Source organism: Streptomyces sp. NPDC041129, from assembly GCF_055592265.1.
Genome location: NZ_JBVIYV010000011.1, coordinates 223,193 through 248,345 on the forward strand (window position 1 = coordinate 223,193; position 25,153 = coordinate 248,345).

A 25,153-nucleotide genomic window follows, 5' to 3' on the forward strand; every position below is an offset into this window, starting at 1 on the left:
GGCCGCCGTCGACTCGCCGCCGGCTACCGGCGGCCTCCCGACTCCTCCGCCGTTCCGCCGCTTCGGACGGCCGCGGAGAGCTGACCGCGCAGCCAGTCAGGTTCGGGGTTGACGTAAGGCCGGCCCGCCAGCACGACGGTCGGCACGGTCTCGTCGCCGCCGTTGACCGCCCTGACCGCCGCGGCTCCCGCAGGGTCACGCCAGATGTTCACCCAGTGCAACTGTTGGGCGTCGCGGCCCAACTTGATTCGCAGCCGCAGACAGAACTTGCAGCCGGGCCGCCAGTACACGACCGGACGGCCGTCGGCCGTGCTGCGACGCCGCGCCTCCTGCGCACCGATCGACCTCGGAAAGATCACAGGCGAGTACACGACCGCCAGCAGCACGAACCACAGCAGGACCGGTGCGGCCGCGCCGGGGCCCCTGCCGACGTACAGGCCGGTCGCGATCACCGCACCGCAGAGACCGAGCAGTATCGGCAGTGTCCAACTACGAGTCATGGATGTGCAGGCTATCGGCGTCCAGGTGATCACGGAACAGGTCGCTCAGGGCTCCCCGGACGCCAGGTGGCCCGGCCTCGCCCGCCCGGGCGGCGCGGCTTGATTCGTCGCCGTGCACCCCCGCGGCGGACAATGGGATCTCCGCGCCGACCGAGGTGGTGGTGACGATGCCCGTATGGCACCTGCGCGACTATCACGACGACGATCTCGACCAGGCCATCCAGATCTGGGACCAGAGCCGCGGGGCCGACGAGGACCGGGTGTTCCCGGTCTCCGAGGTCATGGCCGCGGCCAAGTCCGGGCAGACGGCGGTCGTCGCTGTGGTCGGCGAAGAGCTCGTGGGCATGGCCGTGGCGGAGTCCTACGCCAAGCGGGGATGGATCCTCCTGGTGGCACTGGCCGCCCGCTGGCGCGGACGGGGTATCGGCAGCGCGCTCGTCGCCGAGCTGGAGCGGCGGCTGCGGGCCGCCGGAGTCCGCCACATCAGCGCACTGCTGCCCGCCCACGCCGCGGGGACGAAGGCCCTGGCCAACTCCGGGTACCAGTGCCGCGACGACCTCACCTACTACGAGAAACTCGAACCACCGGGAACCGCCGACGCCGACGTCCTCGCGGCCCTGGGCGGACGCATGCTGCCCGATGGCCTGTGGGACGCGATGGCGGGCATGGAGCGGGAGAAGCAGGTCATCGAGCGCCGTGTCGTGCTGCCGCTGACCGAGCCGGTGCTGGCCGACCGCTACGGCGTCGTCCCGCCGAAGGCGGTCATGCTGTTCGGCCCGCCCGGCACCGGGAAGACCAGCTTCGCCAAGGCCGTGGCCTCGCGGCTCGGCTGGCCGTTCGTGGAACTCTTCCCCTCCCGCCTCGCCGCCGACACCAGCGAAGGGCTGGCCGCGGCCCTGCGGGAGGTGTTCGCCGAACTGGCGGAACTGGACTCGGTCGTCCTCTTCATCGACGAAGTCGAGGAGATCGCAGCCGTGCGGTCCGGCAAGGCGGTCGATCCCGGGCACGGAGTGACCAACGAACTGCTCAAGCTCATCCCCGTCTTCCGTGAACACGACGCGCGCCTGCTGGCCTGCGCGACCAACTCGGTCCGCTCTCTCGATCCGGCGTTCCTGCGGCCGGGCAGGTTCGACTACGTCATCCCCATCGGCCCGCCGGACCCGACCGCCCGTTCGGCGATCTGGGCCCGCTACCTCAGAGCCTCCGCCACCGACTCCGTCGACCTCCCCCGGCTGGTGGAGGCCAGCAAGCTGTTCACCCCGGCCGACATCGAATACGCGGCACGCAAGGGCGCCCAGGCGGCATTCGAACGAGAGGTCACCGAGCGCCAGGGCGGACCGGCCACCACCGACGACTACCTGACCGCCATCGCCGACACCCGGCCGACGCTCACCGCACGGGCGATCGAGGAGTTCACCGAGGACATCGACAAGCACAGCAGGCTCTAGGCCCCGTCCACCTTTCGATCCTCGTCCCGCCCGGCCGGCCGAAGCCCAGCACATCGCCTATTCTAGGTAGACCTACCTACCTAGTCTGGATGGCGATGGGCGAGACCGACATGAGTACGACAGCCCGCGGAAGGCGGCGTCCGGCCCGGGAGCGGCTGCTGGAGGCGGCGGCCCGACGCTTCTACGCCGACGGTGTGGCGGCGACCGGTATCGACACGATCACCGCCGAGGCCGGCGTCGCGAAGATGAGCCTGTACAACAACTTCTCCTCCAAGGCCGAGCTGGTCCGCGCCTATCTCGACGCCCGGCACGAGGAATGGCTCGGTCTCTACCGGGCGCGGCTGGAGGCGGCCCAGGGGCCGCGGGACGGGGTCCTCGCGGTGTTCGACGCGTACGCGGACCACGCCGCGTTCGCCTACGAGCGGGGCTTCCGCGGCTGCGGTCTGCTGAACGCCGCCGCCGAGTTCCCCGCCGGGGACGAGGGCCGGGCCGTGGTCCGCGCCCACAAGGAGGAGGTCGAGCGACTGATCGCCGGGCACCTGGACGAGCTGCTCCCCGGCCGCCCCGACGAGGCGCGCGCGACGGCAGAGCACCTGTCGTTCCTCCTGGAGGGCGCGATGGCCCGCGCCGGCCTGGAGGGGAACGACGAGCGTCTGCGGCACGCCCGCGCGCTCGCGGCCGGCCTGCTGGACCGGCTGTGAAGGGCGTCGACCGCGGCCGGTCCGCAGGGACGGGGGCGCTGTGCGTGCTGGCTGCCTCCGTGCTGTGGGGCACGACGGGAACGGCCGCCACCTTCGCTCCGGAGGTCGGCCCACTGGCCATCGGCGCCGTCGCGATGGGGCTCGGCGGGCTCCTCCAGGCGCTCGCCGCAGCGCGGCCGACCGTCCGTGACGCGCCGCGCCTGCTCGCCCGGCGCGGGACCGTACTGCTCGGCGCCGTCTCGGTGTCCGTCTACCCCCTGGCCTTCTACAGCTCCATGCGGCTGGCCGGCGTCGCCGTGGGCACCGTGGTGTCGATCGGCACCGCCCCGCTGGCCTCGGCGGTGATCGAGCGGGTCGTGGACCGTCGCCGTCTCACGCGCCGCTGGATGCTCGCCGCCTTCCTCGGTCTGCTCGGCACCGTCCTGCTGTGCGTCGCGGAAGCCGCTCACGCCTCCGACGGCGCGGGACGGCACTCCGTGGCCGGCATGCTGCTCGGGGTCGGCCTGGGACTCGTCGCCGCCGCGACCTACGCCCTGTACTCCTGGGCCGCGCACCGGCTGATCACCAGCGGGATCCCCTCGCGTGCGGCGATGGGCGCCGTGTTCGGCCTCGGCGGCCTGCTCCTGGTCCCCGTCCTGCTGGCGACCGGCGGCCCGCTCGTGGACTCGTGGCCCAACGCGGCCGTCGGTGTCTACATGGCACTGGTCCCGATGTTCGCCGGCTACGTCCTGTTCGGCTGGGGGCTCGCGCATGTGCCGGCCAGCACGGCCACCACCCTGTCCCTGCTCGAACCGGCCGTCGCCGCCGTCCTCGCCGTCCTGGTCGTCGGCGAACGCCTCCCCGTGGCCGGCTGGACCGGCATCGCGCTCGTCATCCTGTGCCTCGCCGTCCTCACCGCGCCGACAGGCGCCGGCGCCCTGGCGCGGGAGGAGGTGACACACCCGGGCGACGCCCCCGTGCCTGCGCAGGCGCACGCGGCCGAGGGCTGACCGGCCGAGAACCCGGAGGTGCACGGAGGCCGGGCATCCGGACGCTCCCCGACCCGACGCATCCGGGTCGCGCCGCGCCGCCCGGGTGCCGGGCTACGGCGTGAGAGGCAGGGCGCGGGCGATGAGCAGGGCCACGTCGTCGTGGCCGGTCGAATGCCGCAGCCGCCGCAGGAGCCGGTCGCAGGTCTCCTCCACGGTGCGGCCCGGCTCCGCCAGCAGGCGCAGCAGGGCGTCGAGACGTTCGTCGATGGCGTCGTCGCGGGTCTCGATCAGGCCGTCGGTGTAGAGCACCAGTTGGTCGCCGGGCTCCAGGGTGAGGGTCGTGGTGTCGAACGGGGCACCGCCCACCCCCAGCGGAAGTCCGGTGGGCAGGTCCAGCAGTGCGGGCGGCCGCCCGGCCCGGATCAGGACCGGGGGCAGGTGTCCGGCGGAGGCCAGGCGGATCCGGGTGCGCCGGGGGTCGTAGACGGCGTAGAGGCAGGTCGCGATGTACGGGTCGAGCCCCAGGGTGATCCTGTCGAGGTGGGTGAGGACGCGGGCGGGGTCGAGGTCCAGATCGGCGAGGGTGGAGGTGGCGGTGCGCAGGCGGCCCATGGTGGTGGCGGCGTCGATGCCGCTGCCCATGACGTCGCCCACCGTGAGGACGGTTCGGTCGCCGTCGAGGGGGATCACGTCGTACCAGTCGCCGCCCACCTGGTTGAAGGCCTGGGCGGGCCGGTAGCGCGCGGCCACCTCCAGGCCGGGATGGCGGGACGGGAGCCGCGGGAGCAGGCTGCGCTGGAGGGTCTCGGCGGCGCTGCGGATGTGCTCGTGCAGGACGGCGTTGTCGATGCTCAGCGCGGCGGTGGAGGCGAGTTCGCAGGCCAGGGCGAGATCGTCGTCGTCGAACGGCTGGGGGTTACGGGCGCGGGCCAGGCCCATGACGCCGATGACGTTGTCGCGTGCGATGAGCGGGATGGCCATGTCGGTGTGCACACCGGCCCGGGCCAGCAGGCCGGCCTTCTCGGAGTCGGCGGCGATGCGGTCGTGGCCGCCGCTGTCCACATGGGTGATCAGCAGGGGCTTACGGGTGCGGACGCAGTGGGCCGCCGGGTGGTCGGCGTGGTACGTGGTGAGGCAGCCGGGCGGAACGATCGCCTCGGCGGCGTCCGTGGGATAGGCGGTCTTGACCGCCATGGCGCGGAACTGGGCGGGACCCTCGCCCAGTTCCGCCCGGCCGGTCTGCAGGACCGAGTCCAGGAGGTCCACGGCGACCATGTCGGCGAGGCCCGGCACCACGACGTCGGCCAGTTCCCGCGCCGTCCGCTCCACCTCCAGGGTCGTGCCGATGCGAGCCGAACCGTTCGCCATCAGCCGCAGCCGCTGCTGCGCCCGGTCGGCTCTCCGGGCGGCCTCGTAGCGGTCGGTGACGTCGATGACCACGTTGGCGATGCCCAGCACGTGCCCGTGCGTGTCCTCCAGCCGGTAGAGCGAGACCGCCCAGGCGTGGTCGTGGTCCGGGTCGGCCGCGGTACGGCCCACCACCTGCCGGTCCACCATGGGCACGCCGGTCGCCAGGACCTCCCGCATCGCGGACTCGGCACTCCGGAACGGATCACCGGGCAGGACGTCCCGGAACCTCCGGCCGACGTGCTCGGCCTCGGGCAGCCCGTGCATCTGGGCCATCGCGGGGTTGACCGCCAGGTACCGCAGGTCGTTGTCCAGGACGGACAGCCCGACCGGGGCCTGGGTGACCAGCCGGGTGGACAGGGCCACCTTGCGTTCCACCTGCCGCAGCGTGGCCCGGTCGGTGGCGAGCCCCAGGGCGTAGTGATCACCCAGGTTGTCCGTCAGCCGCATGTTGCGGAATTCCACCATCCGGGTACGGCCGTCCTTGTGCCGGACGGGGAAGGCCCCCGCCCAGCCCCGTCCGGACTCCATCACCTCGGCGAAGAGGGTGATCGCCGCGTCGCGGTGCTCGGGGTGCAGGAGCAGCGGGGCCGCGTACTGCCCGACCGCCTCCTCCCCGGTGTAGCCGAACAGTTCCTCGGCCTGCGGGCTCCACATGTCGATCCGGCCGTCGGCCTCCACCAGCACCGCCGCGACACCCAGCAGGTCCAGCAACCCGCTCGGCTCCGCGACGGAACTCTCCGCGCGGTCCGTCGCCCACTGCGGGCGCTGCTCGGCTCGGCTCATCGGCCTCGCTCCCTTCCCTCGCCGCGGAGGCACCCCGTTCAGCAGAGCACGTGAGCAGGCTCGCCGCCCTCTCCACCGCGCCGCCGACGGTGCGGCGGCGAACGCCACCCACCGGGACCGAGGCGGGGGACGGCCCTCGCGTCACGGAGCGACCACGGCATATCCATCATGCTCACAGCCCGAACAGCTTCGCCGCGTTGTCGTGGCACACCGCCCGCAGCCACTCCTCGCCGAGATCCAGCCGCTCCAGGGCGTGCAACTGGTGCGTGTACGTGTAGGGGATGTTGGGGAAGTCGGAGCCGAGCAGAACGCGCTCGCCGAGCCGGGCGAGCCGGGGCAGGGCCCGGCGCGGGAAAGGCATGAGCTCCTCGGTGAAGTCGGTGAACGCCATCGTCGTGTCCAGCCGAACCTGCTCGTACCGCTCGGCGAGACCGAGGAACTCCTCGTACTCGGGCATTCCCAGGTGCGCGACGATCAGCCGGAGCCCGGGATGCCGCGCCAGTACCCGCGCGATCGGCCCGGGACCGGTGTACTCGCCCGGCGCGGGTCCGGAACCGCAGTGGATCACCACGGGAACCCCGGCCTCGGCCAGCACCCCCCAGGCCGGCTGGAGCAGGGCGTCGGCCGGGTCGTACGCCCCGACCTGTACATGCGCCTTGAACACGCGGGCGCCCGCCTCGACGGCCTCACGGACGTAGGTCTCGACGCCCGGCTCGGGAAAGAGTGTGGCGGTGTGCAGACAGTCGGGGGTGCGGCGGGCGAAGTCGGCCGCCCAGGCGTTCAGCCACCGGGCCATGCCGGGCTTGTGCGGATAGAGCATGGCCGTGAAGGCCCGGACACCGAACTCCCGCAGCAGGGAGGTCCGTTCCTCCTCCGCCCTCCGGTAGGCGATCGGCCACTCGAGGCCGGCCGTCAGCGGTCCCTGTGTGTCGAAGTAGTCCCAGACCTTGTGCAGGACACGCTCGGGCATGAAGTGCGTGTGGACGTCGATCAGCCCGGGAAGACCGAGCCGGACCCAGAAACGGCGCACTTCCCCGGCCTCGTCCGCCTCGGCGCTCCCGGTGGATTCTCGCGAACCGGGCGCGGCGGGTGGCATGTGGTGATCACTCATGCCGCCCACGATCGGCCCTGCCGACGGTGCGGGTCCACCCCCCTGCCACGACCCGAACCGTCAGGTCACGCGGGCACGGCCGGGTTTCATGAGATCTCACATCGTGGTACTTGCTTTTCAGAAAGCAAGACGAGTGAGATCGTTTGCATCGCCCGTACAGTTCGCACGGTCTTTCGGCGAGGGGATGCGTGCGGGACGCGGGCCTTCGGCAACCGATCTCCACCTCGCGCGCGAAAGACCGAGCAATGCCCGCACCAGCCACCGGCTCCGCCAGGACACCCGTCAATCCGCGGTCCCGCGTCCTCATCGCCAGCCTCATCGGCACGACGATCGAGTTCTACGACTTCTACGTCTACGCGACCGCCGCCGTCCTGGTCTTCCCCTCCCTCTTCTTCCCGGGCGGCGACCCGGCCACGGCGCTGCTGTCGTCCTTCGCGGTCTTCGGCGCCGCGATGGTCGCCCGCCCGATCGGCGCCATCTTCTTCGGACACCTCGGCGACCGCCTCGGCCGCAAACGGACACTCGTGGTCTCGCTGCTGACGATGGGCCTCGCCACGCTGCTCATCGGCGTGCTCCCCACCTACGCCCAGGCCGGCTGGATCGCCACCGCGCTGCTCGTCCTCATGCGGCTCGCGCAGGGCTTCGCGCTCGGCGGCGAGTGGAGCGGTGCCGCGCTGGTCGCGACCGAGAACGCGCCCCGCGGCAAGCGCGCCCTGTACGGCACCTTCCCGCAGCTGGGGGCCCCGCTGGGCTTCATCATCGGCAACGGTCTGTTCCTGATCATCGGAGCCCTGCTCCCGTCCGCGACCGGAACCGACCCCACGCAGCCCTCCGACGCCTTCCTGAGCTGGGGCTGGCGCATCCCGTTCCTGTTCTCCGCCGTGATGGTCGCCATCGGTCTGTGGGTGCGCTCGCGGCTCGCCGAGTCAGCGGTGTTCGACAGGACCCGCGAGGCGGGGAAGGTGCGCAAGCTGCCGCTGGCCACGGTGGTCCGCGGCCACTGGAGGCAGCTCATCCTCGGCACCTTCTTCATGCTGGCCACGTACGTGCTCTTCTACCTGATGACAACGTTCTCCCTCAGCTACGGCCGCACCCCCGAGGACGCCGCCGTGCCCGGGCTGGGCTACAGCTACACCACGTTCGTCCTGATGATGATCTTCGGCGTGGTGTTCTTCGCCGTGTTCACCCTGGTCTCCGGCCCGCTCGCCGACAAGTACGGCCGGCGTACCACCCTGATGTGGATCACCGCCGCGATCGCGGTCTTCGGGCTGGTCTGGGTGCCTCTGATCGGCCTCGGCACGCTGGGCGTCGTCCTGTGGCTCGTCCTCGGCTTCACGCTGATGGGTATGACGTTCGGCCCGATGGGCGCGCTCCTGCCCGAGCTCTTCCCGACGAGCGTGCGTTACACCGGATCCGGCATCTCGTACAACGTCAGCTCGATCCTCGGTGCGGCCGTCGCCCCGTTCATCGCGGTGGCGCTGTGGCAGGCCGGCGACGGCTCACCCTGGCTGGTCGGGGTCTACCTCTCCGCCATGGCGGTACTGACGCTGATCGCGCTCTCCCTGGGCGAGGAGACCAGGGACGTCTCCCTGGACGAGGGTGAGACCGCATCGGCGGACGACGGTAGCGCCACGGCCGCCTCCTCCGCGGTCTCCCCGTAGGGCCGACGCCTCCTCCGGGGCTCACGCCTCACCTCGCGGCCCCCGGCCCCGCATCCCAGCGGCGCCGGGGGCCGTCGTATGCCCGCCCGCCGCGCTGGATTGAGGGTCCGCCGCGCGGGCAAGCGGACGTCACGACGGCGGAGCCAGGGCAGGCGTGATGCCGCATTAGTCGAGGAGACCAGGGAGAGTGGGCAGGGATGACGCGGGAAACGATCGCGGCGTCGGACGAATCGTCCGGGCCGGCCGGCCGGGGCGGCATCCCGACTCCGCCGCTGCGGCCGGGCGGGTACGACCCGGGCGACTACGCAGCGCTCGTCGTGCGCAGCGCCGAGGAGGCCGGAGTGTCCGCGCTGCTGCTGATGGGCGTGCTGCACAACGAGGCGTACAAGCCGCACCACCCGCTGCTGGAGCGGCTGTGGCACTGGTGGAAGCCCGAAGCCTCCTTCGGGATCGCCAACATGCACCGGGCGACGTTCGAGCAGGTGCGGCAGGCGCACGGCCTGACGGGCCGATGGAAGGACCTGCGCGACGACCCCGCCTTCGCCGTGCGGGCGGCGGCCCTCCACCTGCGGGACCTCGACCGGCGGCTGCCGCAGCGGCATGTTCGCCGCTACCGCCGGGACGAACTCCTCGCCCTGGGCTACAACGCCGGTGAGCGCAACATGCTGGCCTTCGCCCGAGGCGTGCCCCCGGGTCCCATGGCCCGGTCCTACCTCCGCCGCCTGCGGGCCAACCGCCACCGGTCGGCCGAGGTCCTCGCGTCGTTCGCCGGCCGGGGCGCCGGGACTTCCGAGGCGGCGGCGGTGGCGCCGGTCAGCCGGAATCAGGCAAACGGGGCATAGAAGGCATCCTGGGTGAGGGTGCGGGTAACGGGATGTGAAAGTCACTCCGACAAGGAGGCGCATCCCATGACGCCGACTCAGGATGTCGTCGAGATGATCCTCGAGGATCACCGGACGATGGAAGATCTGCTCCGCCTGATGCGCAGCACGGAGGCCGACCGCCAGGGCGCGCTCCACGATTTCGCGCACCTGATGATCGCGCACGGTGAGGCCGAGAGAGCCTCGGTCCACCCCGTTCTGCTGTCCTTCGAGGACGCCGACACCGTCGAGCACGTCGAGGCCGCGCACCAGGAAGCCGTCAAGGTTCTCTTCGCACTCCTCCAGGTCCGCCGGATCGGCTCCGTCGAATGGGACTGGAGGCTCCAGCAGTTGGCCGCCGTCACCGCCCGACACACGGACACGGAGGAGCGCACCCTGGTCAACCGGGTGCGGCAGAGCCTCAGTCGGCAGTGCCGGGAGGAGCTCGGCGCCGGTTTCGCCCGGATGGAGGCGGAGTTGCTGACGGCACGGTGCGGCAGTGTCGCCAACGTCCACCGCATGGTCCACGACGCCGCACCCGCGTGATGTCCCGTCGGCTCCGTGCGGGCCCGGCGACCGGGCCGCACCGGTCGCCGCGGAGAAGAGAACCACTGCTGAGGGCACCACGACGGAGAGAACCTCGACAGGAGGCTGTCATGAACTGGACCCTGGACACCTTCCTCACCCAGGTCACCGAACGCGCGGGCTATGACAGGCCGCAACAGGGGGCCAGGGCCGTGCGGAACGTGCTGGAGGTGCTCGGCGCACATTTGGTGGGCGACGACCGCACGGACCTGGCCGCGCTGCTGCCCGGAGGCTGCGGAGCACTGCTGACCGCGAGCGAGCCGGCCAGCGAACCACTGACACCGGCGTCGTTCGTCGAGGCCGTGGCCGACCGCAGTCACGAGGACCTCACCGAGGCCAGACGCGAGATCGACGCCGTACTGCCCACACTGGCCGAGGTGGCGGACCATGCACTGCTGCGCCGCGTCCTCACCCAGCTGCCGCCGGGTCACGCGGGCCTGTTCGGTCGCACGGACCCCGGATGACCGGCCTGGGCGGTCCGGTTGCCCGCCCAGGGATCGCGCGCTCCGCGGCGGGCCGTCCGGTCAGTCGCCGACGGCCTGGACGATGTCCTGCGGATCCAGGCCGGTGAGCTGCGCGATGCGCGGCGCGGGAATACCCGCGGTGAGAGCACGCTGGACCAGCGACTGCCAGTCCTGGGTGGTGTCCCGGAAAGTCAGCAGCTCCGACTCCAAGTCCGTCACGGACCGGGGCGCACAGGCGTGCTCGACCCGCAGTGTCTCCTCCTCGCTGAGGGGAACCGGCAGCCGCTCCGCCTCCTCCGGAATGAGCACCTCGGCTCCGGCCGGCAGGATCCTGACGTGCTCGGAGGAGGCGGGGATCCCGTGGGCGTGCAGCCAGCCCAGCACCGCGGGGCTGTCGGCGCACTCCAACTCGCCGACCGCGGACAAGGCCGCACCCAGACGCGGATGACGCTCCGGGAGAACGAACAGCAGGGCCTCGTCGGCCATGGTCGGCACCTCTCTCGCAACAGCTGGGCAAGGGACCCCATCCCTATCCCCTCCCAACTCGATGTGCCCGCATCGCCATCGCTCACTCACTCCGGAGGCTGGCCTGCCGATCGCGTGTACGCATTTCAGGGACCGGCCTCCAGGACAGAGCGCGACAGGCCGTCTCTCGCGGGTGGCGGAGTGCGCGGCTGCCCTACCTCACCGTGACGAGTGCGGCTTCGGTCTGCGATGCTTCGTCGACGGCATCGCCATCACCTGGGAGGACCGCCAGTGTCCCGGACCGCCATGCCCTCCAGCGCTCAGTGGGCCGCGGGGGGAGACCGGATGACCGTTCACGGGCGCACGGGCGCGCACACGCTCTTCGTCCGCCAGGACGGCCCCGCCGCCGGCCCACCGGTGACGCTCGTCCACGGCTTCCCCACCTCGTCCCACGACTGGTCGCTGATCGTGCCCGAGCTGGCGGCGCGAGGCCATCGCGTCACCACGTTCGACCTGCTCGGCTTCGGGCACAGCGACAAGCCGCGACGGCACCGGTACTCCGTACTGGAACAGGCCGATCTGGTGGAGGACGTCTGGCGCGCCCTGGACATCGGCGACACGGCTCTGGTCGCTCACGACTACGGGGTGAGCGTCGCCCAGGAGCTGCTCGCGCGGAATCCCGGGCGCATCACCCGGGCGGCCTGGCTGAACGGAGGCCTCTACCCCGATCTGCACCGTCCGATCGTCGTCCAGCGGCTGCTCCACGGCCCGTTCGGCCCGGTGCTCGCGCGCGCCGTCACCGAGCGCGGGTTCCGCGCCTCGATGCGCCGGGTGCTGGGCCGCACCGTACCGGACCACGATCTGCGTGCCATGTGGGAGAGCGTCTCCCGCGACCGCGGACACCTGCTGGCGCCGCGGCTGCTGCGCTACATCGACGAGCGGCGCACCCACGGGGCCCGCTGGATCCGGGCGCTGGAGAGCTACGAGGGTCCGGCGTTGTTCGTCTGGGGGCCGGCCGACCCGATCAGCGGGGCCCATGTGCTGACCCGTATCAGGGAACGCATGCCGGTCGCGGCAGTGACCGAACTGGGCGGCCCGCCGGCGGCCGGCCACTATCCGCAGGTCGAGGCGCCGCACGAGGTCGCGGAGGCCCTCGGCGGCTTCCTCGTCGCCGCGTGACCCTCGATCACGGGCGGGGGCGCGTCGCCCTCAGCGGGCGGGGCGGGTCGGAGCCGGCGGGTTCGTGAGCGTTCGGTGCGGTTCAGGCGCAGCCGTGCCGCCAGTTCCAGCCGACGAAGGTGTGCCGCAGCACCACCTCGAACCGGCAGGAGGCGGTGCCGTCGGCGCGGAGGCCGACGTACGAGTGGTGGCTGTTGGCGTACCAGTTCCCGGTCGCGTCGAAGATGCCCCGGTAGCTGAAGTCCGCGTGCGCCTCGGAGCGGGAGTTTGCGCAGTCGGCGGTGCAGTCGGTGCCGTGTGTCACCGATGCCGGGGACCAACCGGCGTTCCAGGGCTCCCGGTTGTGCTGCTCGGTGACATCCGTTGCGGCGCTGACGACCCGGCTGCCGTCGGTGGTCCAGTCGGACGTCGTGTACAGGCCGGTCATCCGGATGTTGCAGCAGTCGTACATCTCGTTCCAGCTCGAGACGCGGTGGGAGCCCTCCGCCGCGGTGGCGGCCGTGGTTCGGCGTCCCTCCGCGACGCTCCTGTCGGCCCGGTCCACCGGCACCAGCCGGACCGCACCGAACCGCGGGGCGCAGTCCGCACCGATCGAGACGTCCTGCCGCACCGCCATGCCCGGGGGCGGTTCCGGCAGCGAACTCGTCAGCCGCAGCGCGCCGCATGAACGGGCCGCAGGATCCGCGCCCTTCCCGACGGCCATGGCGGCCGGACCGATCGCGACGAGCCCGGCCGCGGCGAGCATCACGAAGAGGGCGTAGCGAGTGCGCAAGTCCCGTTCCTTCCGGTGGAGTCGGCCCACTGGGCGGTCTCAGACGCGAAACCTAACGTCCGGACACGCGCCTTCGGGGCCGTCACCGGAAACTTGGCGGAAAGGCGTGGCCTGTCCGCGGCCCGTCAGTGGATCCGAGGCCTCTCGGGCCTTCCCGCGTGGTCCGAGCGAACCCGTCTAGTCAGTGTTCACCGTTCGGTCCGCCTCGTCCTGGGCGAGCAGCGAGAGCAGCGAGGCCACGGTCAGCCCGATCCCGGCCTCCGCCGGGTGGCGCAGGACCCTGGTGGGGTCGATCCGGTAGGTGTTGCTGCGCCCCTGCCGGGTGTGGGAGAGGTATCCGTCCTGCTCCAGGTCGGTGATGATCTTCTGTACCGCGCGTTCGGTGAGGCGGCAGTGGGCGGCGATATCGCGGATGCGGGCGTTGTGGTTGTCCGCGATGGCCGCCAGTACGCGGGCATGGTTCGTCAGGAACGTCCATCCGCTGTGTGGCTCGGGCACTCCATCCATGTTTCAAGTTTACGGGCCAAGGCTTCACGCATCCAAAAACACGTACTTTATTTCCGGCATCGACTGACGTACTTTGGTTCTCGAGCAACGCGTCGAGCGGATGACGGAGGGAGCCATGTACGAGCCGGCCCATCGCGGAAAGTCCCTCATGGTGCGAAGCTGCGCCTCAGCGGGCGCGGACGACGGCCGTGGCCCGGTGCCGCCCGGCCTGGTGGTCGTCACCTACGCATCGAGCGGATGCCGCACCCGGGTGACCGTCCGTGGCGAACTCGACCTCAACGCCGGCCGGCATCTGCACAGTCAGCTCCACACCGCGCTCGCCGACTCGGCCTGCGGCCTCGACCTGGACCTGAGCAGGCTCGGCTTCTGCGACTGCGCGGGCCTCACCGTCCTGTTGGACCTGCGACTGCAGGCCCTCCGCCAGGGCAAGACCATCACGATCCGTGCCGCCGGCCCGGCCGTCGACCGGCTGCTCGACCTCGTCGGGGCCCGGGAACTGTTCACCACCGCGCACTCCTGCCCGACGACGGCGTCGCAGCCGGACGCACCGGATCGTCCCCCGGCCGCCGGTCACTTTTCGCCGGGCCCGCTCACCACCGTGAGCAACTGTTCCCGGCCGGCCAGGGCGTCCAGGGAGAGCGTTCGATAGCCGACCTCGTCGAAGAGCACGGTGATGCGGTCCCCGTCCTCGCTCAGCACGGTGCCGCGGCCCCAGCGGGCGTGCCGCACCGGGGCCCCGGCCGGATACGAGCCGGCGTGCGAGGGCCGCTCGTCGCGTGCCCCCTCATCGCCGCCGGCCGCCTGCTCGTCGCACACGTCGCAGTTGCCGCACGCCGACTCGGACTGCTCGCCGAAGTAGCCGAGGAGGAAGCGCCGGCGGCAGCCGGTCGCCTCGGCGTACGCCCGGGCCATGTCCACCCTTGAGCGGTCCATCCGCTTGTGCGCCTCCGCGCCGTCCGCGGCCCGTCGCACCGCGCTCGAAGGCTCCATGCCCGGGGCCGGCCGGATGGCGCCCGAGCCGTCCGTGACCACGGCACCGGCCTCCTCCAGCAGGTTCACGGCCGTGGTGACCCGGGTGCGGGACATGCCGACCTCGCGGTGCAGGGCCTCCAGGCCCGGGGGGTCGCCGGCGCTGTCGTGGACCGCCCGTGCGACCGCCCCCACGGATTCCGGCCCGACCGTACGGCCGCTGAAGTACGCCTGCATCCCCGTGTCCTCGGCGCGGTAGTGCAGCACGGCCAGGGCGGGCTGCCCGTCGCGGCCGCAGCGCCCGATCTCCTGGTAGTAGGCGTCCAGGGAGCCGGGCAGGGAGGCGTGCAGCACGAACCGTACGTTCTCCTTGTCGATCCCCATGCCGAAGGCCGAGGTGGCCACCACGACGTCCGTCTCGCCCGCCAGGAACGCCTCGTGGACACGTCGGCGTTCGGCGGCGCGCATACCCGCGTGGTACGCCTCGGCGGCGAACCCGAGAGAGGCCAGTTCCGCGGCGTACGACTCGCTGTCCTTCCGTGTCGCCGCGTAGACGATGCCCGGCTTCGCGGCGGCGGCGGCCTCCTCGACGACCACGCGCCGCCGCTCGGCGTCGTCCAGATGGCGGCATGCCTGGAGTCTGATGTTGGGGCGGTCGAAGCCGGTGACGAGCTGCCGCGGCCGGTCCATGTCCAGCCGTTCGACGATGTCCTGCCGTACCGGAGGCGCGGCGGTCGCGGTGAGCGCCAGCACGGGCGGCCGGCCCAGACGCCGTGCCGCCTGGCCGAGGCGCAGGTAGTCGGGCCGGAAGTCGTGACCCCAGGACGACACGCACTGGGCCTCGTCCACCACGAAGAGGCTGGGGCGCACCTCGGCCAGCCGCCGCACCACCTGGTCGTTGGCCAGTTGCTCGGGCGACAGATAGACGTAGCGCACCGCGCCGTCGCGGACCTCTTCCCAGGCGGCATCGGTCTGCGCCGCGCTGAGGTCGGAGTTCACGGCCACGGCGCCCGGGCCGCGGTCGCCACCGGGGAGCCCGGCGATCTGGTCCCGTTGCAGCGCGAGCAGGGGTGAGACGACCACCACCGGCCGGGGCAGCAGCAGAGCGGGAACCTGGTACACGGCGGACTTGCCGGATCCCGTCGGCATGACGACGAGTGCGTCCCGCCCTTCCAGCACCCACCGCATGGCGGTGAGCTGCTCCGGACGCAGCTCGTCCCAGCCGAACACCTCGGCTGCCGTCTCCCGCAGACGCCGGGTCGACCGTCTGCCCGTGCGTCGTCCTTCATCGGTCATGGCGCGGAGCCCGTCCCGTCCGGCGATCCATCGTGCGCCGCTCGACGCGGCGCTGCTCCGGGTCACCTGGTGCGTTCCCCGCAAACGCGGCGCGGCGACCGGGCAGGGTCACGACATCGAGGTCCGGCCGCACCGTCCGCCCTCTGCGTTCAGCCCTACGGCGGACCAGGAGGGCGGTCGGCGGACCGGTAGGCGTTCCAGTCGGCGCGGCCACCGGCGCCCAGGACGGCGAGATCGGCCGCCAGCTCGGAGGGGGAGTGGCGCCGAAGCTCGCGTCGGGTGATCCGGGCGACGACCGCCGGGAAGAACGGCCGCAGCGGCTGGCACCAGCGCAGCCACGGTGGCGCGTAGACGTACGGGGCGCGGCGGGCGATGCCGGAGGCGAGCCATTCGGCGACCTGCTCGGCGGTGTGGACGCGGCGCGCGAAGTGCGGCTGATTGCGGCGCAGGGCACTCAGAACCGGGTGATCGTCGATGCCGGCGACCATGTCGGTTCCGGTCCAGTGCAGGTAGGCGACACCCACGCCGATGTGATCGGGTTCGACCTCGCCGCGCAGCGCCAGGGCGAACGATTCCGCACCGGCCTTGGAGGCGCAGTAGGCGCTCATCATGGGAGCGGAGCCGAAGGCGGCCGTGGAGGCGATCTGCAGGAAGTAGCCGCGGGTGCGCGCCAGTTGGGCGAGGAAGACTCTGGCGGTGTTGGCGGCGCCGACGAGGTTCACGTCGATGACCCGCTCCCACAGGTCCGCCGGAGTATCGGCGAACGGGCCACCGGCCGCGATCCCGGCGTTGGCGACCACCACGCTCGCCGGGCCCAGCTCCCTCTCCACCCGACTGGCGGCGCTCTCGAGCGCGGCGCGGTCGGTGACATCGGCCTCGACGCACATGGTCCGGTTCGGCAAGGAGCCGGCCGCGCGGCACAGGGTCTCCTTCTCGCGCCCGAGCAGGGCCACGCTCATCCCGTCGTCGGACAGGCGCCGCGCCAGGGCCTCGCCCACGCCCCGTGCGGCCCCGGTCACGACCGCGACCCGCCCGCGCAGCGGTGCGCCGGCACCTGGGCGGTGCCCGGCAGCCGCGAAGATCTCACGCAATTCCAGCCCTCGTTTCCACAGGCGCAGACGGATGGCGCCGTCCCGGCTCACATACCCGGTAGAGGTGGCCGGGTCCGCTCCGATGCATCCGTTCGGCGGCGGGCATGCCGGCTTCATCGCAGTGGTTGTGTGGCAAGTGTCCAGTAGCTACTACCGCAAACCGGGCATCCACTATTACGCTGGACCGAACCTCTGCCGGGCCTGCGGCGCAGCTGACGCGCCGCAGCCACCACCCGGACTGCCCGCAGCCGGGCCGAGCAGAGGTGACCCATGACCGGCTTTCTTCACCCGCGTCCGGAGCGCTCCGACTGGCGTGACCAGGCCGCATGCGTCGGCGAGGACCCCGAGGTCTTCTTCCCGCTCGCCGACTTCTCCACCCCCGGTGCCGAAGCGTCCCTGGCACGGGCCATATGCCGTCGGTGCCCCGTGATCATCGCCTGCCGCACATGGGCGATCGACAAGGGGGAGGACGACGGCATCTGGGGTGCGACGACGGCCGCCCAGCGCCGCGCCATCCGTCGGGCCTCGCGGGACTCCGTCGGCCGCGCGGAACGCCGGCCGCGCGACCCCACGCAGGGCTCGCTCGGAAGAGCCGGCTGACGCCGCGCCGCTGCCTCAACAGGCGCCGAGCACGTCAGCCGCCTTGCCGGGCCGGAACGTGGCCACGCCTTCGTCTTGCGTACACTCCGGGTCGTGTCCCGGTGATGGGGCACAGCGCTTGCACCATCGCGGGGCGCGGACCTGGCCGCACCTCCCGGCGGGCGCACGGGTGCCCTCCCTCGGACGGGTGACCTTCTGGCGCGGTTGCGACGCGTGCGTCTGGTGCGCCGCCCGATCGAGTGCCCATTCCGTGTGGATGAGGGGCCGTGGCCACGGCGGGGCCTACCATCCTCGAGGAGCTTCGACACAAAGGGGGACCCATGCTTTTGACAAGGCTGGCGGCCGTGGGAGCGGGCGCGGTGCTCGCGGTGAGCCTGAGCGGTGCACCGGCGAACGCCGTGCCGGTGCTGTCCAACTTCGTGAATCAGGCCACGGACAAGCCGTGCCTGGACTTCCGGGCCGACTACGGTCCGTACGTCTTCAACTGCAATGGTACCTCTTACCAAAGGTGGTACTGGAACGACGACTTCGAGTACACCGCGTTGCGGCAGCAGGCGACCAGACTGTGCCTCACGCTGCGCAGTGACCAGTTGACCATGAAGCCCTGTGCCGCTGCCGACGATGCGGCGCTGTGGCAGATCGACGAGACCAAGCCCGCGCTGATCAGGAACATGGTCAGCCGCAAGTGCCTCGCGCGGATGGCGAACGACCGCGTCTCGACCGCGACCTGCACCGGAGGACCCTCGCAACGCTGGTCCCTCAGGTTTTCCTGAGCCTCGCGGGCGGGGCCGGCACAACTCACCGGCCCCGCCTCCTCGTCGCAGGTCAGTCCGGCCAGGTGCCGGTCAGGAACAGGCCACCGGCCGGCATCCCGCCGACGGCGCCCAGCAAGAGACCGACCGGCTTGCAGGTGATCGGGGATGGCTTCACCGTGTCATCCCTTCCGGCGGCACATCAGCCACAGCACGGCGGCCGCTCCGGCGGCGGCGAGCACCAGCCCGCGGTTGTCACGCGCCATCCGCGCGCCCTGGGCCGTACTGGCCCGCACCGGCTCGGGCACCTTCTTCTCCCAGACCTGGCCGGCCTGCGCCGCCTTCACCCGTGCCTGCCCGGCCACCTGTGCGGCCTGTTCCCTGACCGGGTCGGGCAGCTTGTCCTGCACACGCGACGCCGCCTGAGCAGCCGCGGTCCTGGCCTGCTCGGCCCTGAGCACCGCCTGCTGCTTCAACTCACCCGCCTTGACGACCGCTTGGTCCCTGACCTCAGCGGCCTTCTCCTTGGTACGGGTTTTGACGTCGGTCCTGGCCGCGAGCGCCTCCACTGTCTCTCCGAGTTCCTGGCGAGTGTGCTCCACCTGCTCGCGCAGCTCTTCGGGGGTCTCGGCGGTCGGCTCGTCGTGAGGCGGCTGGGTCATCGGTGCGCACTCTCCTTGATCTCGGCCACGTCGGCCTTCACGTTCTCGATCGTCGCCTCGGGCGCGGGCGGCGCGGCCTCGGCGAACTCCTTCTTCCCGGTCAGCGCCATCACCGCCACGATCACCGCGAGGACCGCGGTCACGATGAGCCCTGCGGCCCACACCGGCAGCGCCACCGCCAGGGCGGCGATCGCGGTGGCCACCAGGGCCTGAAGCATCAGGAACCCGACCAGGCCGGCGCCGCCGAACAGCCCGCCGCCCTTGCCGTACTTCCTGCCCTTCTCCTTCACCTCAGCCTGCGCCAGGCGCAGTTCGCCGCGCACCAGCTCCGTCAACTGCTGTGAGGCGCGCTGCACGAGCTCGCCCACGGGCTCCGACCCCGCCGTCTCATGGCCCGGGCCCTGACGCGGCTGCGTACTGGTCGACAAGGCGATCACCTCCTCCGTGCTGACTCCGTCCTGCGGAAAACGCACAGCGGCGCCTCCCTTGAGCGCGCGGGTACCCCGAACGGACCAGTTCAGGACACCGATCTCGCTCTGTCGCCGCGTACGCGAGCGGCGACCGGGCCGATCACGGTGCTACGGCGGCCGATGCCATGGCGAGACGGATCCGGAACAGGGGTATCCGGCGTCACTCCTTATCGACGCGGGTATACGCGCGAGGGACGAACGGGGTACAGAAGATGGCCGCGATGGAATCATTGCCCGTGGGCGAGGACGGCGTCACGCCGGGCGCACGGGTCGCACAGACCACGGTAGCCCTGGACGGGGACGGCACCGACATAGCTCAGGCCCGCCACCTGGCCGCCGACTTCCTCACCCGGGTCCGGACCGAAGACGGGCTGCCGGTCTCACAGCGGGCCATGGACCTCACCCAACTCGTGGTCAGCGAACTGGTCACCAACGCCCGTAAGTACGCCCCCGGCCCGGTACTGCTGGACCTGCGCGTCGTCGGCGACATGGTCGAGGTCGTGGTGTGGGACTCCGCCCCGGAGCTGCCCATGGCCAGGGCCGCGGCCGCCGACCGGGTGGGCCAGCACGGACTGGAGATCGTCATGGCCGTCGCCCAGGGCTTCGAAGCGCAGCGGGAGCCGGGCGGCAAACGCATCACGGCGCGCATCGCTCTGATCGACGACCCCGGCGGTGCGGTCTCGGGACGCCCGCCCCGGTAGAGCGGCCGGCCGGGCCTCGGGTCAGGCCGGTACAGCAGTTCTGCCGGTGGGGGAGTGGTGCCGGTGGACCACGGTGAGGGGGATGACCTCCCGGTGGGCGCCCACGGCGTCGCGCAGGCGCCGTGACATGACCTCGACCTGGTCGCGCCACGACGCGCCGGAGTCCGGCAGGCCGGTGTCCACATGCCGTCTCGGGGGACCACTTCGCGGTTCCCGACCCCGACCGGCTGATCCACCTGCAGTTCCGCGCCGGATGCCGGCGAGCACGCCTACGACCAGTGGTCGGTCGGCGAACTGCTGGAACTGGCGGCCCGTGCGGACGCGCGGGCGACCATCGAGCGGCGGACGCCCGGCACCGGCATCTGATCGATGCGCGGGGTGGGCCTTTTCGCTGCGCGCCGTCACCAGGGTGCCACCGGCACTCGCTCTGACCCGGCGGAGCCGTCCGCGCGGTGCAGCTGGAACCAGACGCTCTTGCCGGTGGCCGTACGTACGCTGCCCCAGCGGTCGGCGAGCAGGTCCAGCAGTTCGGTTCCACGGCCGCCCTCCGCGTCCGGGCCGGCGATGTTGCGCACGGGGCCGGCGGACTCGGTGTCCTCGACCTCGCAGAGCAACCGGGAGTCACTCAGGCGCAGGTTGAGCCTGAGTGGACCGCGGGTGTGCCGCAGGGCGTTGGTGACGACTTCACTGACCAGGAGCTCGGCGGTGTCGCCGAGGTCGGGTACGGCCCAGTCGGCCAGCTGCGCCGTGACCAGGTGCCGGGCTCGGCGTACGGAGGCCAGTTCCTGCTTCAGGGGCCAGGAGGCGTCCCAGGCGGTGGCGCGTCCACGGGGTGCGTCCAGCGGCCGCAACGGTGCCAGCGTGCGGGACCACAGGGCCCGATGCCTGACGGCCCAGGCGCTTGCGGCGGCGCGCGAGAAGCGCCTCCTGCGGCGAGCGGCTACGGGGAGGCCGATGGCCAGGACGGCCATGGGGAATCAGTCCTTTCCGGGAGCGAGTGGTTTGCCGGAGAGCGTGCTGGACGCGCCAGGCGCAAACATGTAGCGGCTGCTACATCAAAAAATATACACGTAATGGCTGCTACAGTAAAGACCTGTACAAAAGATCTCATATCGGACAGGCGAGGGATCGCCCCGCACTCCAGGAGCCGTCATGCCCCGCCCACCGGACACGGCCAAACGAAGTGAGCTCCTCGACCGGGTCCGCGACTACGTGCTGCGCAACGGTCTCGCGAACCTCTCCCTACGCCCTCTGGCGCAGGCGCTGGGCACCAGTGACCGCATGCTCCTCTACTACTTCGGCACCAAGGAGCGGATGGTCGCCGAGGCACTGGCCGACTACGAGCGCCGCCCCCTCCTGCGCGCCCGCGAACTGCTGGAATCGGCCGGCTCGCCCGAGGACCCCGCAGCCCTGCGCCGCTTCATGAACGAGGTGTGGCGGCAGTTCAGGACCCCTGACGTACGCGCCGCGCTTCCCCTCTACCTCGAGATCATGAGCGTCGGTCTCCTGCACCCCGACCGCTACGGCTCGGTCATGTGCGACGTCCTCACCTCATGGACCGACCTGCTGACGCCCGTCTTCCAGGACCTGGGCATGACCCGGGACCGGGCCCGGACACAGGCCACCCTCCTGACGGACGCCTCCTTCGGCCTGTTGCTGGCCCCGCTGGCAGACGGCCACTGGGACCGTGCCGACCGGGCCTTCCACGCTCTTCTCGACAGCCTGGAACCCGGGTGGCACGAGGGAGGTGCGGGTGGATAGGCCGTGCCCAGCCGGCACGGCCTGAATCCGGCCGTGCACAGCCGGTGCGCGATCAGCGGGGTGGCCGCCGCGCCGCGCTGCGGCGGATGGAGATACCCAGGGCGAGCATCCAGTAGCTGAGGATCGCGCCCATCAGGGCGGTGGTCCCCCAGCCGTTCGCCGCGTAGAAGTGTGCGGGGGCGTTGCCGAAGAACAGGGACGGCACGAAGGCCAGGTTGACCCCCGCCAGTACGAAGGCGGAGCGGCCGGTCCACCGCGGCAGCAGGTTCGCCCGGGAGATCCCGTAGCCCACGGCGGTCAGGAAGAGCGCGAGCATGAGGCGGCCGATCGATCCGTACAGGATGTAGGTGCCGTCGACCGTGATGGTCGGGTCGACGGGGTGGTCGGTGGCGATGACAGCGCCGGCCTCAAGCCCGCTGGAGACCAGGGTGATCGTCGCGTAGACGAGTCCGGCGGCGAAGGCCAATGTGCCGGCCCATTCGCAGGCGGGGTTCGCCCTCTTGACGAGCTCACGGAAGGCGGTGACGAACACGATCAGGAACGCCAGCGCGAGGATGCCGATCAGCAGCCTGGCCAGGACGTTGGAGTCCGGTGGCGGGCCGGAGTAGATGAAGTACAGGGGTACTTCGACGATGAGGGCGGCCGCGGTGGCGATGCCCGCGAGGCCCGTCAGGCGCCTGGCGTCGATTTCGTTCATGGATGTCCCCCTGGGCCCGCGATGCGGGGCCCTCGTCGGTTGGTTGCCGGTGAGGTGAATGCTGCCGCTCCCGCCGCTCCCCGTCGCTGGGCGTGGGCCCCGGATCAGAGGTGGTCCTACCGACACCCCGGCTGTGCGAGGGCCCTCGCCCGAACGGCAAGTCGTCACTGGCCCCCGGCATCACGGAGTTGCCCTCGCCGCAGTGGTGAGGCGGTCTGGCCGACCATCAGCGGCGTCGATAGCGTGACCGCGTGGATCGGGATGAACGGCTCCTTCACGCGTCGTCGTTCGGGCCGGCTGCCGCCGCGTACGCCGAGCACCGTCCGGACTACGCGCGGGCCGCGGTGCGCTGGGCGCTCGACCCCGCGCCCGGCCCGCGCGTGCTCGACCTCGGTGCCGGAACCGGAAAGCTGACCGCCACGCTGCTCGCGCTGGGCGCCGAGGTCACGGCCGTTGAGCCCGACCCCGCGATGCTGACCGAGCTGCGACGCTCGCTGCCCACTGTCCCTGCCCTGTCGGGCAGCGCCGAGTCGATACCGCTGCCGGACGCCTCCGTCGACGCCGTGCTGGCCGGCAACGCCATGCACTGGTTCGACATGGCTGTCGCGGGACCCGAGATCGCCAGGGTCCTCGCACCCGACGGCATCCTGGCAGGCCTGTGGAACGTCATGGACGACCAGGTCGAGTGGGTCGCCCGGCTCGCCCCGGTCAGCGGGAGCGCGGCCATCGGCCCGCGTGACACGCCAACGAGCTGGCGCGCCGCGACAGCCGACGCACACCTCCCGAAGTCAGGCGTCGCCGCCCGGTTCGGCTCGCCGGAGCAGAGGGTGTTCCCCCATGGACAGCGCCGCACCGCCGACTCCCTCGTCGCGACCCTCGCGACGCGCGCGGGGATGCTGGTCATGCCGGAAGAGGAATGACAGGCCATGCTGAGCCGCGTCCGCGCTTTCCTCGCGAGCAGACCGGAGACCGCCCACGGCGAGTTCACCCTGCCGATGCTGACCGGGGTGCTGCGCGTCGGGCGGATGTGAAGCATCACACCCACACCCGAATCCCTTCTCCGTGCGGCCGCATCGCACGGACGGTGGCGCCGGCGTGCTCACCACCGAGGAGGGCGTAGGCCGCCGGCGCGGTCCGCAGGCGCGGCGGGAGCCGTGACATCGAGGTGCGCCGCGAGGGCCGGAGCCAGGGCCGCGGCCTGCCCGGCGGCCTGGCACGTCCGAGCGCCGTGGGCGTCCCCCTCAGGCCGCTTCGGCTGACGGAAAGTCAGACCGGAACCGTGGAGCCATTCCGGGGCCGCTCGGCGGTGTGTGCCGTGTCACGCACCCAAAACACCGCCCAAGTTGTCTGCATCACAGCGCAAATGTCCCTTTAGCGTCCATTCTCGAAGCGGCTACCGGCTCCGAAGTGGAGTTGACCGGCATTGCCTTGGGCGTGAAGTTCCGAAATGGCGCCTGGCATACCACTCGCGACGTTCCTCCTGATCCCCCCCGGAAAGGTGCCCATCATGGCCGCTTACGTCTGTCCTCCTGCCGTGATACACGGCGAGCACGCAGTGAAGACCAGCCAGATCGTGGCGGAGGTGCGTGACCGGCACCCGCACGCGGCGTGGGAGCCGCGGATCGACGGCATCGCGGCCAGTACGGGCATCGAGACCCGCGGGTGGATGCTGCCGCTGGAGACGGCCGTGGCACCGGGCAACGGCGGGGGCCTGCGGGCCATCGGCGCCGGGCGGGCCCAAGAGGCGCTGGCGCGCGACGGGTTCACCGAGCGGGACGTGGAGCGCGTGATCGCCGCCCTGGAGGCGGTACCCGCGCCGCAGACCGTCCAGGAGCGCACCGCGCCGGCCTGGGAGGCCGTGCAGTCCTACGGCGAGCGCGCGGCGCGCGGGGCTCTGCAGATCGCCGGGCTGGACGCCGCCGACGTCGACTGCCTGATCACCAGTCACTCCACCACCCCGGCGCTGCCGGGTCTGGACGTCTCCCTGGCCAACAAGCTCGAGCTCCGCCCCGACACGATGCTGCTGCCGGCCACCCAGTGGGCCTGTGTGGCGGGGACCCGCTCTCTGGCGCTGGCGGCGGACCTCGTCGCCGCCGACCCCGACCGGGTGGTACTGGTCGTGATCGCGGAGGCGCTGAGCACGACCTACCAGCCCGCGGACGACACCCTCGAGTCCCTGATCGTCCGGCTGCTGTTCGCGGACACCGCGGTCGCCACGGTGGTCACCGGCCGGCAGAGGCGCGAGTCGGTGCTGCGGCTGGACGCCGACTGGCACCACACCCTGCCCGGCACCCAGGACCTGCACCGCCTGGAGACGCGGGCGGACGGCACGCACTTCGTGATGGACCGCCGTGGGCCGCGCGCCGTACAGGAGACGGTCACCGCGATGTGGGAGTGGCTGCGCACCCGTTATCAGGACGACCCCGACTCGTGGCACCCCGACGTGCTGCTCGCGCACCCCGGCGGGACCCGGGTGCTGGAGTACATGGAGCAGACGATGCCCGACACGTGGCCGCCGGGGCTCCTGGACTACAGCCGGGACAGCTACACCAGCGGCAACCGCGGCGGCGCCGCCGTGTTCGACATCATGCGGCGGGCGTACGACGCCGGGCAGAAGTCGGGCAACCGCGCCGTCCTCTACGCGGCGGCACCCGGCCTCACCGCCACCGCCCTCGAAGGGGAGTGGCTCTAGTACGAGCCCGCGTCCGTCGGCGGACGGCCCGCCCGCACCCCCACA

At 71.7% G+C, this 25,153-nt stretch carries 27 protein-coding genes; 15 read left to right on the top strand and 12 right to left on the bottom strand.

The genetic code is table 11. The features are described 5' to 3' along the window. Positions 1-23: 23 nt before the first annotated feature. Complete coding sequence (locus ACZ6B1_RS29870) at positions 24-500, bottom strand: glutaredoxin domain-containing protein (RefSeq protein WP_468783412.1); 477 nt, start codon at positions 498-500, stop codon at positions 24-26. Between the two features lie 167 nt (positions 501-667). Here ACZ6B1_RS29870 and ACZ6B1_RS29875 point away from each other — a divergent pair, with 167 nt between their 5' ends. The 3 genes from ACZ6B1_RS29875 to ACZ6B1_RS29885 all read left to right on the top strand — a co-directional run bounded on the left by ACZ6B1_RS29875 (position 668) and on the right by ACZ6B1_RS29885 (position 3,638). Beyond that, entirely contained in the window at positions 668-1,948 is a 1,281-nt protein-coding gene (locus tag ACZ6B1_RS29875) for an ATP-binding protein (protein WP_468783414.1), read from the top strand. Positions 1,949-2,043: 95 nt separating this feature from the next. Beyond that, positions 2,044-2,649 carry a TetR/AcrR family transcriptional regulator gene (locus ACZ6B1_RS29880; protein ID WP_468783416.1) on the top strand — a complete coding sequence of 202 codons (606 nt, stop codon included), beginning with the start codon at positions 2,044-2,046 and terminating at the stop codon, positions 2,647-2,649. 44 nt (positions 2,650-2,693) lie between these two features. Then, the gene (locus ACZ6B1_RS29885; RefSeq protein ID WP_468783418.1) at positions 2,694-3,638 is read left to right on the top strand and encodes a DMT family transporter; all 945 of its coding nucleotides are present in this window, start codon (positions 2,694-2,696) and stop codon (positions 3,636-3,638) included. A gap of 93 nt (positions 3,639-3,731) precedes the next feature. On the opposite strand, the gene ACZ6B1_RS29890 is transcribed toward ACZ6B1_RS29885, so the two are convergent. Together ACZ6B1_RS29890 and ACZ6B1_RS29895 are read right to left on the bottom strand one after the other, a co-directional pair. Next, positions 3,732-5,813, bottom strand: coding sequence for a SpoIIE family protein phosphatase (locus ACZ6B1_RS29890; protein ID WP_468783420.1), 2,082 nt, complete (start codon positions 5,811-5,813; stop codon positions 3,732-3,734). Positions 5,814-5,985: 172 nt separating this feature from the next. Next, positions 5,986-6,909 carry an amidohydrolase family protein gene (locus ACZ6B1_RS29895; protein ID WP_468783506.1) on the bottom strand — a complete coding sequence of 308 codons (924 nt, stop codon included), beginning with the start codon at positions 6,907-6,909 and terminating at the stop codon, positions 5,986-5,988. Between the two features lie 260 nt (positions 6,910-7,169). Here ACZ6B1_RS29895 and ACZ6B1_RS29900 point away from each other — a divergent pair, with 260 nt between their 5' ends. The 4 genes from ACZ6B1_RS29900 to ACZ6B1_RS29915 all read left to right on the top strand — a co-directional run bounded on the left by ACZ6B1_RS29900 (position 7,170) and on the right by ACZ6B1_RS29915 (position 10,494). Beyond that, positions 7,170-8,585 carry an MFS transporter gene (locus tag ACZ6B1_RS29900; protein WP_468783422.1) on the top strand — a complete coding sequence of 472 codons (1,416 nt, stop codon included), beginning with the start codon at positions 7,170-7,172 and terminating at the stop codon, positions 8,583-8,585. 197 nt (positions 8,586-8,782) lie between these two features. Continuing rightward, positions 8,783-9,427: a lytic transglycosylase domain-containing protein gene (locus tag ACZ6B1_RS29905; RefSeq protein WP_468783424.1), complete on the top strand. Its 645-nt coding sequence runs from the start codon at positions 8,783-8,785 to the stop codon at positions 9,425-9,427. A 66-nt stretch (positions 9,428-9,493) separates the two neighbouring features. Further along, complete coding sequence (locus tag ACZ6B1_RS29910) at positions 9,494-9,991, top strand: hemerythrin domain-containing protein (RefSeq protein WP_468783426.1); 498 nt, start codon at positions 9,494-9,496, stop codon at positions 9,989-9,991. A 110-nt stretch (positions 9,992-10,101) separates the two neighbouring features. Then, complete coding sequence (locus tag ACZ6B1_RS29915; RefSeq protein ID WP_468783428.1) at positions 10,102-10,494, top strand: DUF2267 domain-containing protein; 393 nt, start codon at positions 10,102-10,104, stop codon at positions 10,492-10,494. Between the two features lie 60 nt (positions 10,495-10,554). On the opposite strand, the gene ACZ6B1_RS29920 is transcribed toward ACZ6B1_RS29915, so the two are convergent. Continuing rightward, a complete protein-coding gene (locus tag ACZ6B1_RS29920; RefSeq protein ID WP_468783430.1) occupies positions 10,555-10,980 on the bottom strand; it encodes a DUF6003 family protein in 426 nt (141 codons plus the stop codon). A 324-nt stretch (positions 10,981-11,304) separates the two neighbouring features. Here ACZ6B1_RS29920 and ACZ6B1_RS29925 point away from each other — a divergent pair, with 324 nt between their 5' ends. Continuing rightward, the gene (locus tag ACZ6B1_RS29925) at positions 11,305-12,138 is read left to right on the top strand and encodes an alpha/beta fold hydrolase (RefSeq protein WP_468783432.1); all 834 of its coding nucleotides are present in this window, start codon (positions 11,305-11,307) and stop codon (positions 12,136-12,138) included. Between the two features lie 82 nt (positions 12,139-12,220). Here the strand turns inward: ACZ6B1_RS29925 and ACZ6B1_RS29930 are convergent, their stop codons facing one another. Continuing rightward, positions 12,221-12,910 carry a hypothetical protein gene (locus tag ACZ6B1_RS29930; protein WP_468783434.1) on the bottom strand — a complete coding sequence of 230 codons (690 nt, stop codon included), beginning with the start codon at positions 12,908-12,910 and terminating at the stop codon, positions 12,221-12,223. Positions 12,911-13,087: 177 nt separating this feature from the next. Further along, a complete protein-coding gene (locus ACZ6B1_RS29935) occupies positions 13,088-13,417 on the bottom strand; it encodes a helix-turn-helix transcriptional regulator (protein WP_358939273.1) in 330 nt (109 codons plus the stop codon). Between the two features lie 115 nt (positions 13,418-13,532). Here ACZ6B1_RS29935 and ACZ6B1_RS29940 point away from each other — a divergent pair, with 115 nt between their 5' ends. Continuing rightward, a complete protein-coding gene (locus ACZ6B1_RS29940; RefSeq protein WP_468783436.1) occupies positions 13,533-14,066 on the top strand; it encodes an STAS domain-containing protein in 534 nt (177 codons plus the stop codon). Here the strand turns inward: ACZ6B1_RS29940 and ACZ6B1_RS29945 are convergent. Both ACZ6B1_RS29945 and ACZ6B1_RS29950 read right to left on the bottom strand, forming a co-directional pair. After that, entirely contained in the window at positions 13,988-15,682 is a 1,695-nt protein-coding gene (locus tag ACZ6B1_RS29945; RefSeq protein ID WP_468783438.1) for a RecQ family ATP-dependent DNA helicase, read from the bottom strand. The two genes, ACZ6B1_RS29940 and ACZ6B1_RS29945, sit on opposite strands and share 79 nt — an antisense overlap. A 155-nt stretch (positions 15,683-15,837) precedes the next feature. Then, the gene (locus ACZ6B1_RS29950; RefSeq protein WP_468783508.1) at positions 15,838-16,764 is read right to left on the bottom strand and encodes an SDR family oxidoreductase; all 927 of its coding nucleotides are present in this window, start codon (positions 16,762-16,764) and stop codon (positions 15,838-15,840) included. Positions 16,765-17,043: 279 nt separating this feature from the next. On the opposite strand from ACZ6B1_RS29950, the gene ACZ6B1_RS29955 reads away from it, so the two are divergent. Together ACZ6B1_RS29955 and ACZ6B1_RS29960 are read left to right on the top strand one after the other, a co-directional pair. After that, complete coding sequence (locus ACZ6B1_RS29955; RefSeq protein ID WP_468783440.1) at positions 17,044-17,373, top strand: WhiB family transcriptional regulator; 330 nt, start codon at positions 17,044-17,046, stop codon at positions 17,371-17,373. Between the two features lie 320 nt (positions 17,374-17,693). Next, positions 17,694-18,146, top strand: a complete 453-nt coding sequence (locus ACZ6B1_RS29960; protein ID WP_468783442.1) for an RICIN domain-containing protein — start codon at positions 17,694-17,696, stop codon at positions 18,144-18,146. 161 nt (positions 18,147-18,307) lie between these two features. Here ACZ6B1_RS29960 and ACZ6B1_RS29965 read toward each other — a convergent pair whose 3' ends face one another. Further along, positions 18,308-18,787 carry a DUF3618 domain-containing protein gene (locus tag ACZ6B1_RS29965; protein ID WP_468783444.1) on the bottom strand — a complete coding sequence of 160 codons (480 nt, stop codon included), beginning with the start codon at positions 18,785-18,787 and terminating at the stop codon, positions 18,308-18,310. Continuing rightward, positions 18,784-19,215, bottom strand: coding sequence for a phage holin family protein (locus ACZ6B1_RS29970; protein ID WP_468783446.1), 432 nt, complete (start codon positions 19,213-19,215; stop codon positions 18,784-18,786). Before ACZ6B1_RS29970 ends, ACZ6B1_RS29965 begins: the two co-directional genes overlap by 4 nt. A 263-nt stretch (positions 19,216-19,478) precedes the next feature. Here ACZ6B1_RS29970 and ACZ6B1_RS29975 point away from each other — a divergent pair, with 263 nt between their 5' ends. Then, positions 19,479-19,958: an ATP-binding protein gene (locus ACZ6B1_RS29975; protein WP_468783448.1), complete on the top strand. Its 480-nt coding sequence runs from the start codon at positions 19,479-19,481 to the stop codon at positions 19,956-19,958. Positions 19,959-20,359: 401 nt separating this feature from the next. On the opposite strand, the gene ACZ6B1_RS29980 is transcribed toward ACZ6B1_RS29975, so the two are convergent. Next, on the bottom strand, positions 20,360-20,929 hold the full coding sequence (locus ACZ6B1_RS29980) for an ATP-binding protein (protein WP_468783450.1): 570 nt from the start codon (positions 20,927-20,929) through the stop codon (positions 20,360-20,362). Between the two features lie 181 nt (positions 20,930-21,110). Between ACZ6B1_RS29980 and ACZ6B1_RS29985 the strand changes: the two genes are divergently transcribed. Further along, positions 21,111-21,719, top strand: a complete 609-nt coding sequence (locus ACZ6B1_RS29985; RefSeq protein ID WP_468783452.1) for a TetR/AcrR family transcriptional regulator — start codon at positions 21,111-21,113, stop codon at positions 21,717-21,719. 52 nt (positions 21,720-21,771) lie between these two features. Here the strand turns inward: ACZ6B1_RS29985 and ACZ6B1_RS29990 are convergent, their stop codons facing one another. Then, positions 21,772-22,416, bottom strand: a complete 645-nt coding sequence (locus tag ACZ6B1_RS29990; RefSeq protein WP_468783454.1) for a hypothetical protein — start codon at positions 22,414-22,416, stop codon at positions 21,772-21,774. Between the two features lie 251 nt (positions 22,417-22,667). Here ACZ6B1_RS29990 and ACZ6B1_RS29995 point away from each other — a divergent pair, with 251 nt between their 5' ends. Both ACZ6B1_RS29995 and ACZ6B1_RS30000 read left to right on the top strand, forming a co-directional pair. Continuing rightward, on the top strand, positions 22,668-23,336 hold the full coding sequence (locus ACZ6B1_RS29995; protein WP_468783456.1) for a class I SAM-dependent methyltransferase: 669 nt from the start codon (positions 22,668-22,670) through the stop codon (positions 23,334-23,336). A 587-nt stretch (positions 23,337-23,923) separates the two neighbouring features. Next, on the top strand, positions 23,924-25,108 hold the full coding sequence (locus ACZ6B1_RS30000) for a type III polyketide synthase (RefSeq protein WP_468783458.1): 1,185 nt from the start codon (positions 23,924-23,926) through the stop codon (positions 25,106-25,108). The last annotated feature ends 45 nt before the right edge of the window (positions 25,109-25,153 follow it).

What these genes read in the sequence shown, in the direction of transcription:
- ACZ6B1_RS29870 (WP_468783412.1), bottom strand. Translation starts at nt 500, where the DNA reads ATGACTCGTAGTTGGACACTGCCGATACTGCTCGGTCTCTGCGGTGCG.
- ACZ6B1_RS29875 (WP_468783414.1), top strand. Translation starts at nt 668, where the DNA reads ATGCCCGTATGGCACCTGCGCGACTATCACGACGACGATCTCGACCAG.
- ACZ6B1_RS29880 (WP_468783416.1), top strand. Translation starts at nt 2,044, where the DNA reads ATGGGCGAGACCGACATGAGTACGACAGCCCGCGGAAGGCGGCGTCCG.
- ACZ6B1_RS29890 (WP_468783420.1), bottom strand. Translation starts at nt 5,813, where the DNA reads ATGAGCCGAGCCGAGCAGCGCCCGCAGTGGGCGACGGACCGCGCGGAG.
- ACZ6B1_RS29895 (WP_468783506.1), bottom strand. Translation starts at nt 6,909, where the DNA reads ATGCCACCCGCCGCGCCCGGTTCGCGAGAATCCACCGGGAGCGCCGAG.
- ACZ6B1_RS29900 (WP_468783422.1), top strand. Translation starts at nt 7,170, where the DNA reads ATGCCCGCACCAGCCACCGGCTCCGCCAGGACACCCGTCAATCCGCGG.
- ACZ6B1_RS29905 (WP_468783424.1), top strand. Translation starts at nt 8,783, where the DNA reads ATGACGCGGGAAACGATCGCGGCGTCGGACGAATCGTCCGGGCCGGCC.
- ACZ6B1_RS29910 (WP_468783426.1), top strand. Translation starts at nt 9,494, where the DNA reads ATGACGCCGACTCAGGATGTCGTCGAGATGATCCTCGAGGATCACCGG.
- ACZ6B1_RS29915 (WP_468783428.1), top strand. Translation starts at nt 10,102, where the DNA reads ATGAACTGGACCCTGGACACCTTCCTCACCCAGGTCACCGAACGCGCG.
- ACZ6B1_RS29920 (WP_468783430.1), bottom strand. Translation starts at nt 10,980, where the DNA reads ATGGCCGACGAGGCCCTGCTGTTCGTTCTCCCGGAGCGTCATCCGCGT.
- ACZ6B1_RS29925 (WP_468783432.1), top strand. Translation starts at nt 11,305, where the DNA reads ATGACCGTTCACGGGCGCACGGGCGCGCACACGCTCTTCGTCCGCCAG.
- ACZ6B1_RS29935 (WP_358939273.1), bottom strand. Translation starts at nt 13,417, where the DNA reads ATGGATGGAGTGCCCGAGCCACACAGCGGATGGACGTTCCTGACGAAC.
- ACZ6B1_RS29940 (WP_468783436.1), top strand. Translation starts at nt 13,533, where the DNA reads ATGTACGAGCCGGCCCATCGCGGAAAGTCCCTCATGGTGCGAAGCTGC.
- ACZ6B1_RS29945 (WP_468783438.1), bottom strand. Translation starts at nt 15,682, where the DNA reads ATGACCGATGAAGGACGACGCACGGGCAGACGGTCGACCCGGCGTCTG.
- ACZ6B1_RS29955 (WP_468783440.1), top strand. Translation starts at nt 17,044, where the DNA reads ATGACCGGCTTTCTTCACCCGCGTCCGGAGCGCTCCGACTGGCGTGAC.
- ACZ6B1_RS29960 (WP_468783442.1), top strand. Translation starts at nt 17,694, where the DNA reads ATGCTTTTGACAAGGCTGGCGGCCGTGGGAGCGGGCGCGGTGCTCGCG.
- ACZ6B1_RS29965 (WP_468783444.1), bottom strand. Translation starts at nt 18,787, where the DNA reads ATGACCCAGCCGCCTCACGACGAGCCGACCGCCGAGACCCCCGAAGAG.
- ACZ6B1_RS29975 (WP_468783448.1), top strand. Translation starts at nt 19,479, where the DNA reads ATGGAATCATTGCCCGTGGGCGAGGACGGCGTCACGCCGGGCGCACGG.
- ACZ6B1_RS29980 (WP_468783450.1), bottom strand. Translation starts at nt 20,929, where the DNA reads ATGGCCGTCCTGGCCATCGGCCTCCCCGTAGCCGCTCGCCGCAGGAGG.
- ACZ6B1_RS29985 (WP_468783452.1), top strand. Translation starts at nt 21,111, where the DNA reads ATGCCCCGCCCACCGGACACGGCCAAACGAAGTGAGCTCCTCGACCGG.
- ACZ6B1_RS29990 (WP_468783454.1), bottom strand. Translation starts at nt 22,416, where the DNA reads ATGAACGAAATCGACGCCAGGCGCCTGACGGGCCTCGCGGGCATCGCC.
- ACZ6B1_RS30000 (WP_468783458.1), top strand. Translation starts at nt 23,924, where the DNA reads ATGGCCGCTTACGTCTGTCCTCCTGCCGTGATACACGGCGAGCACGCA.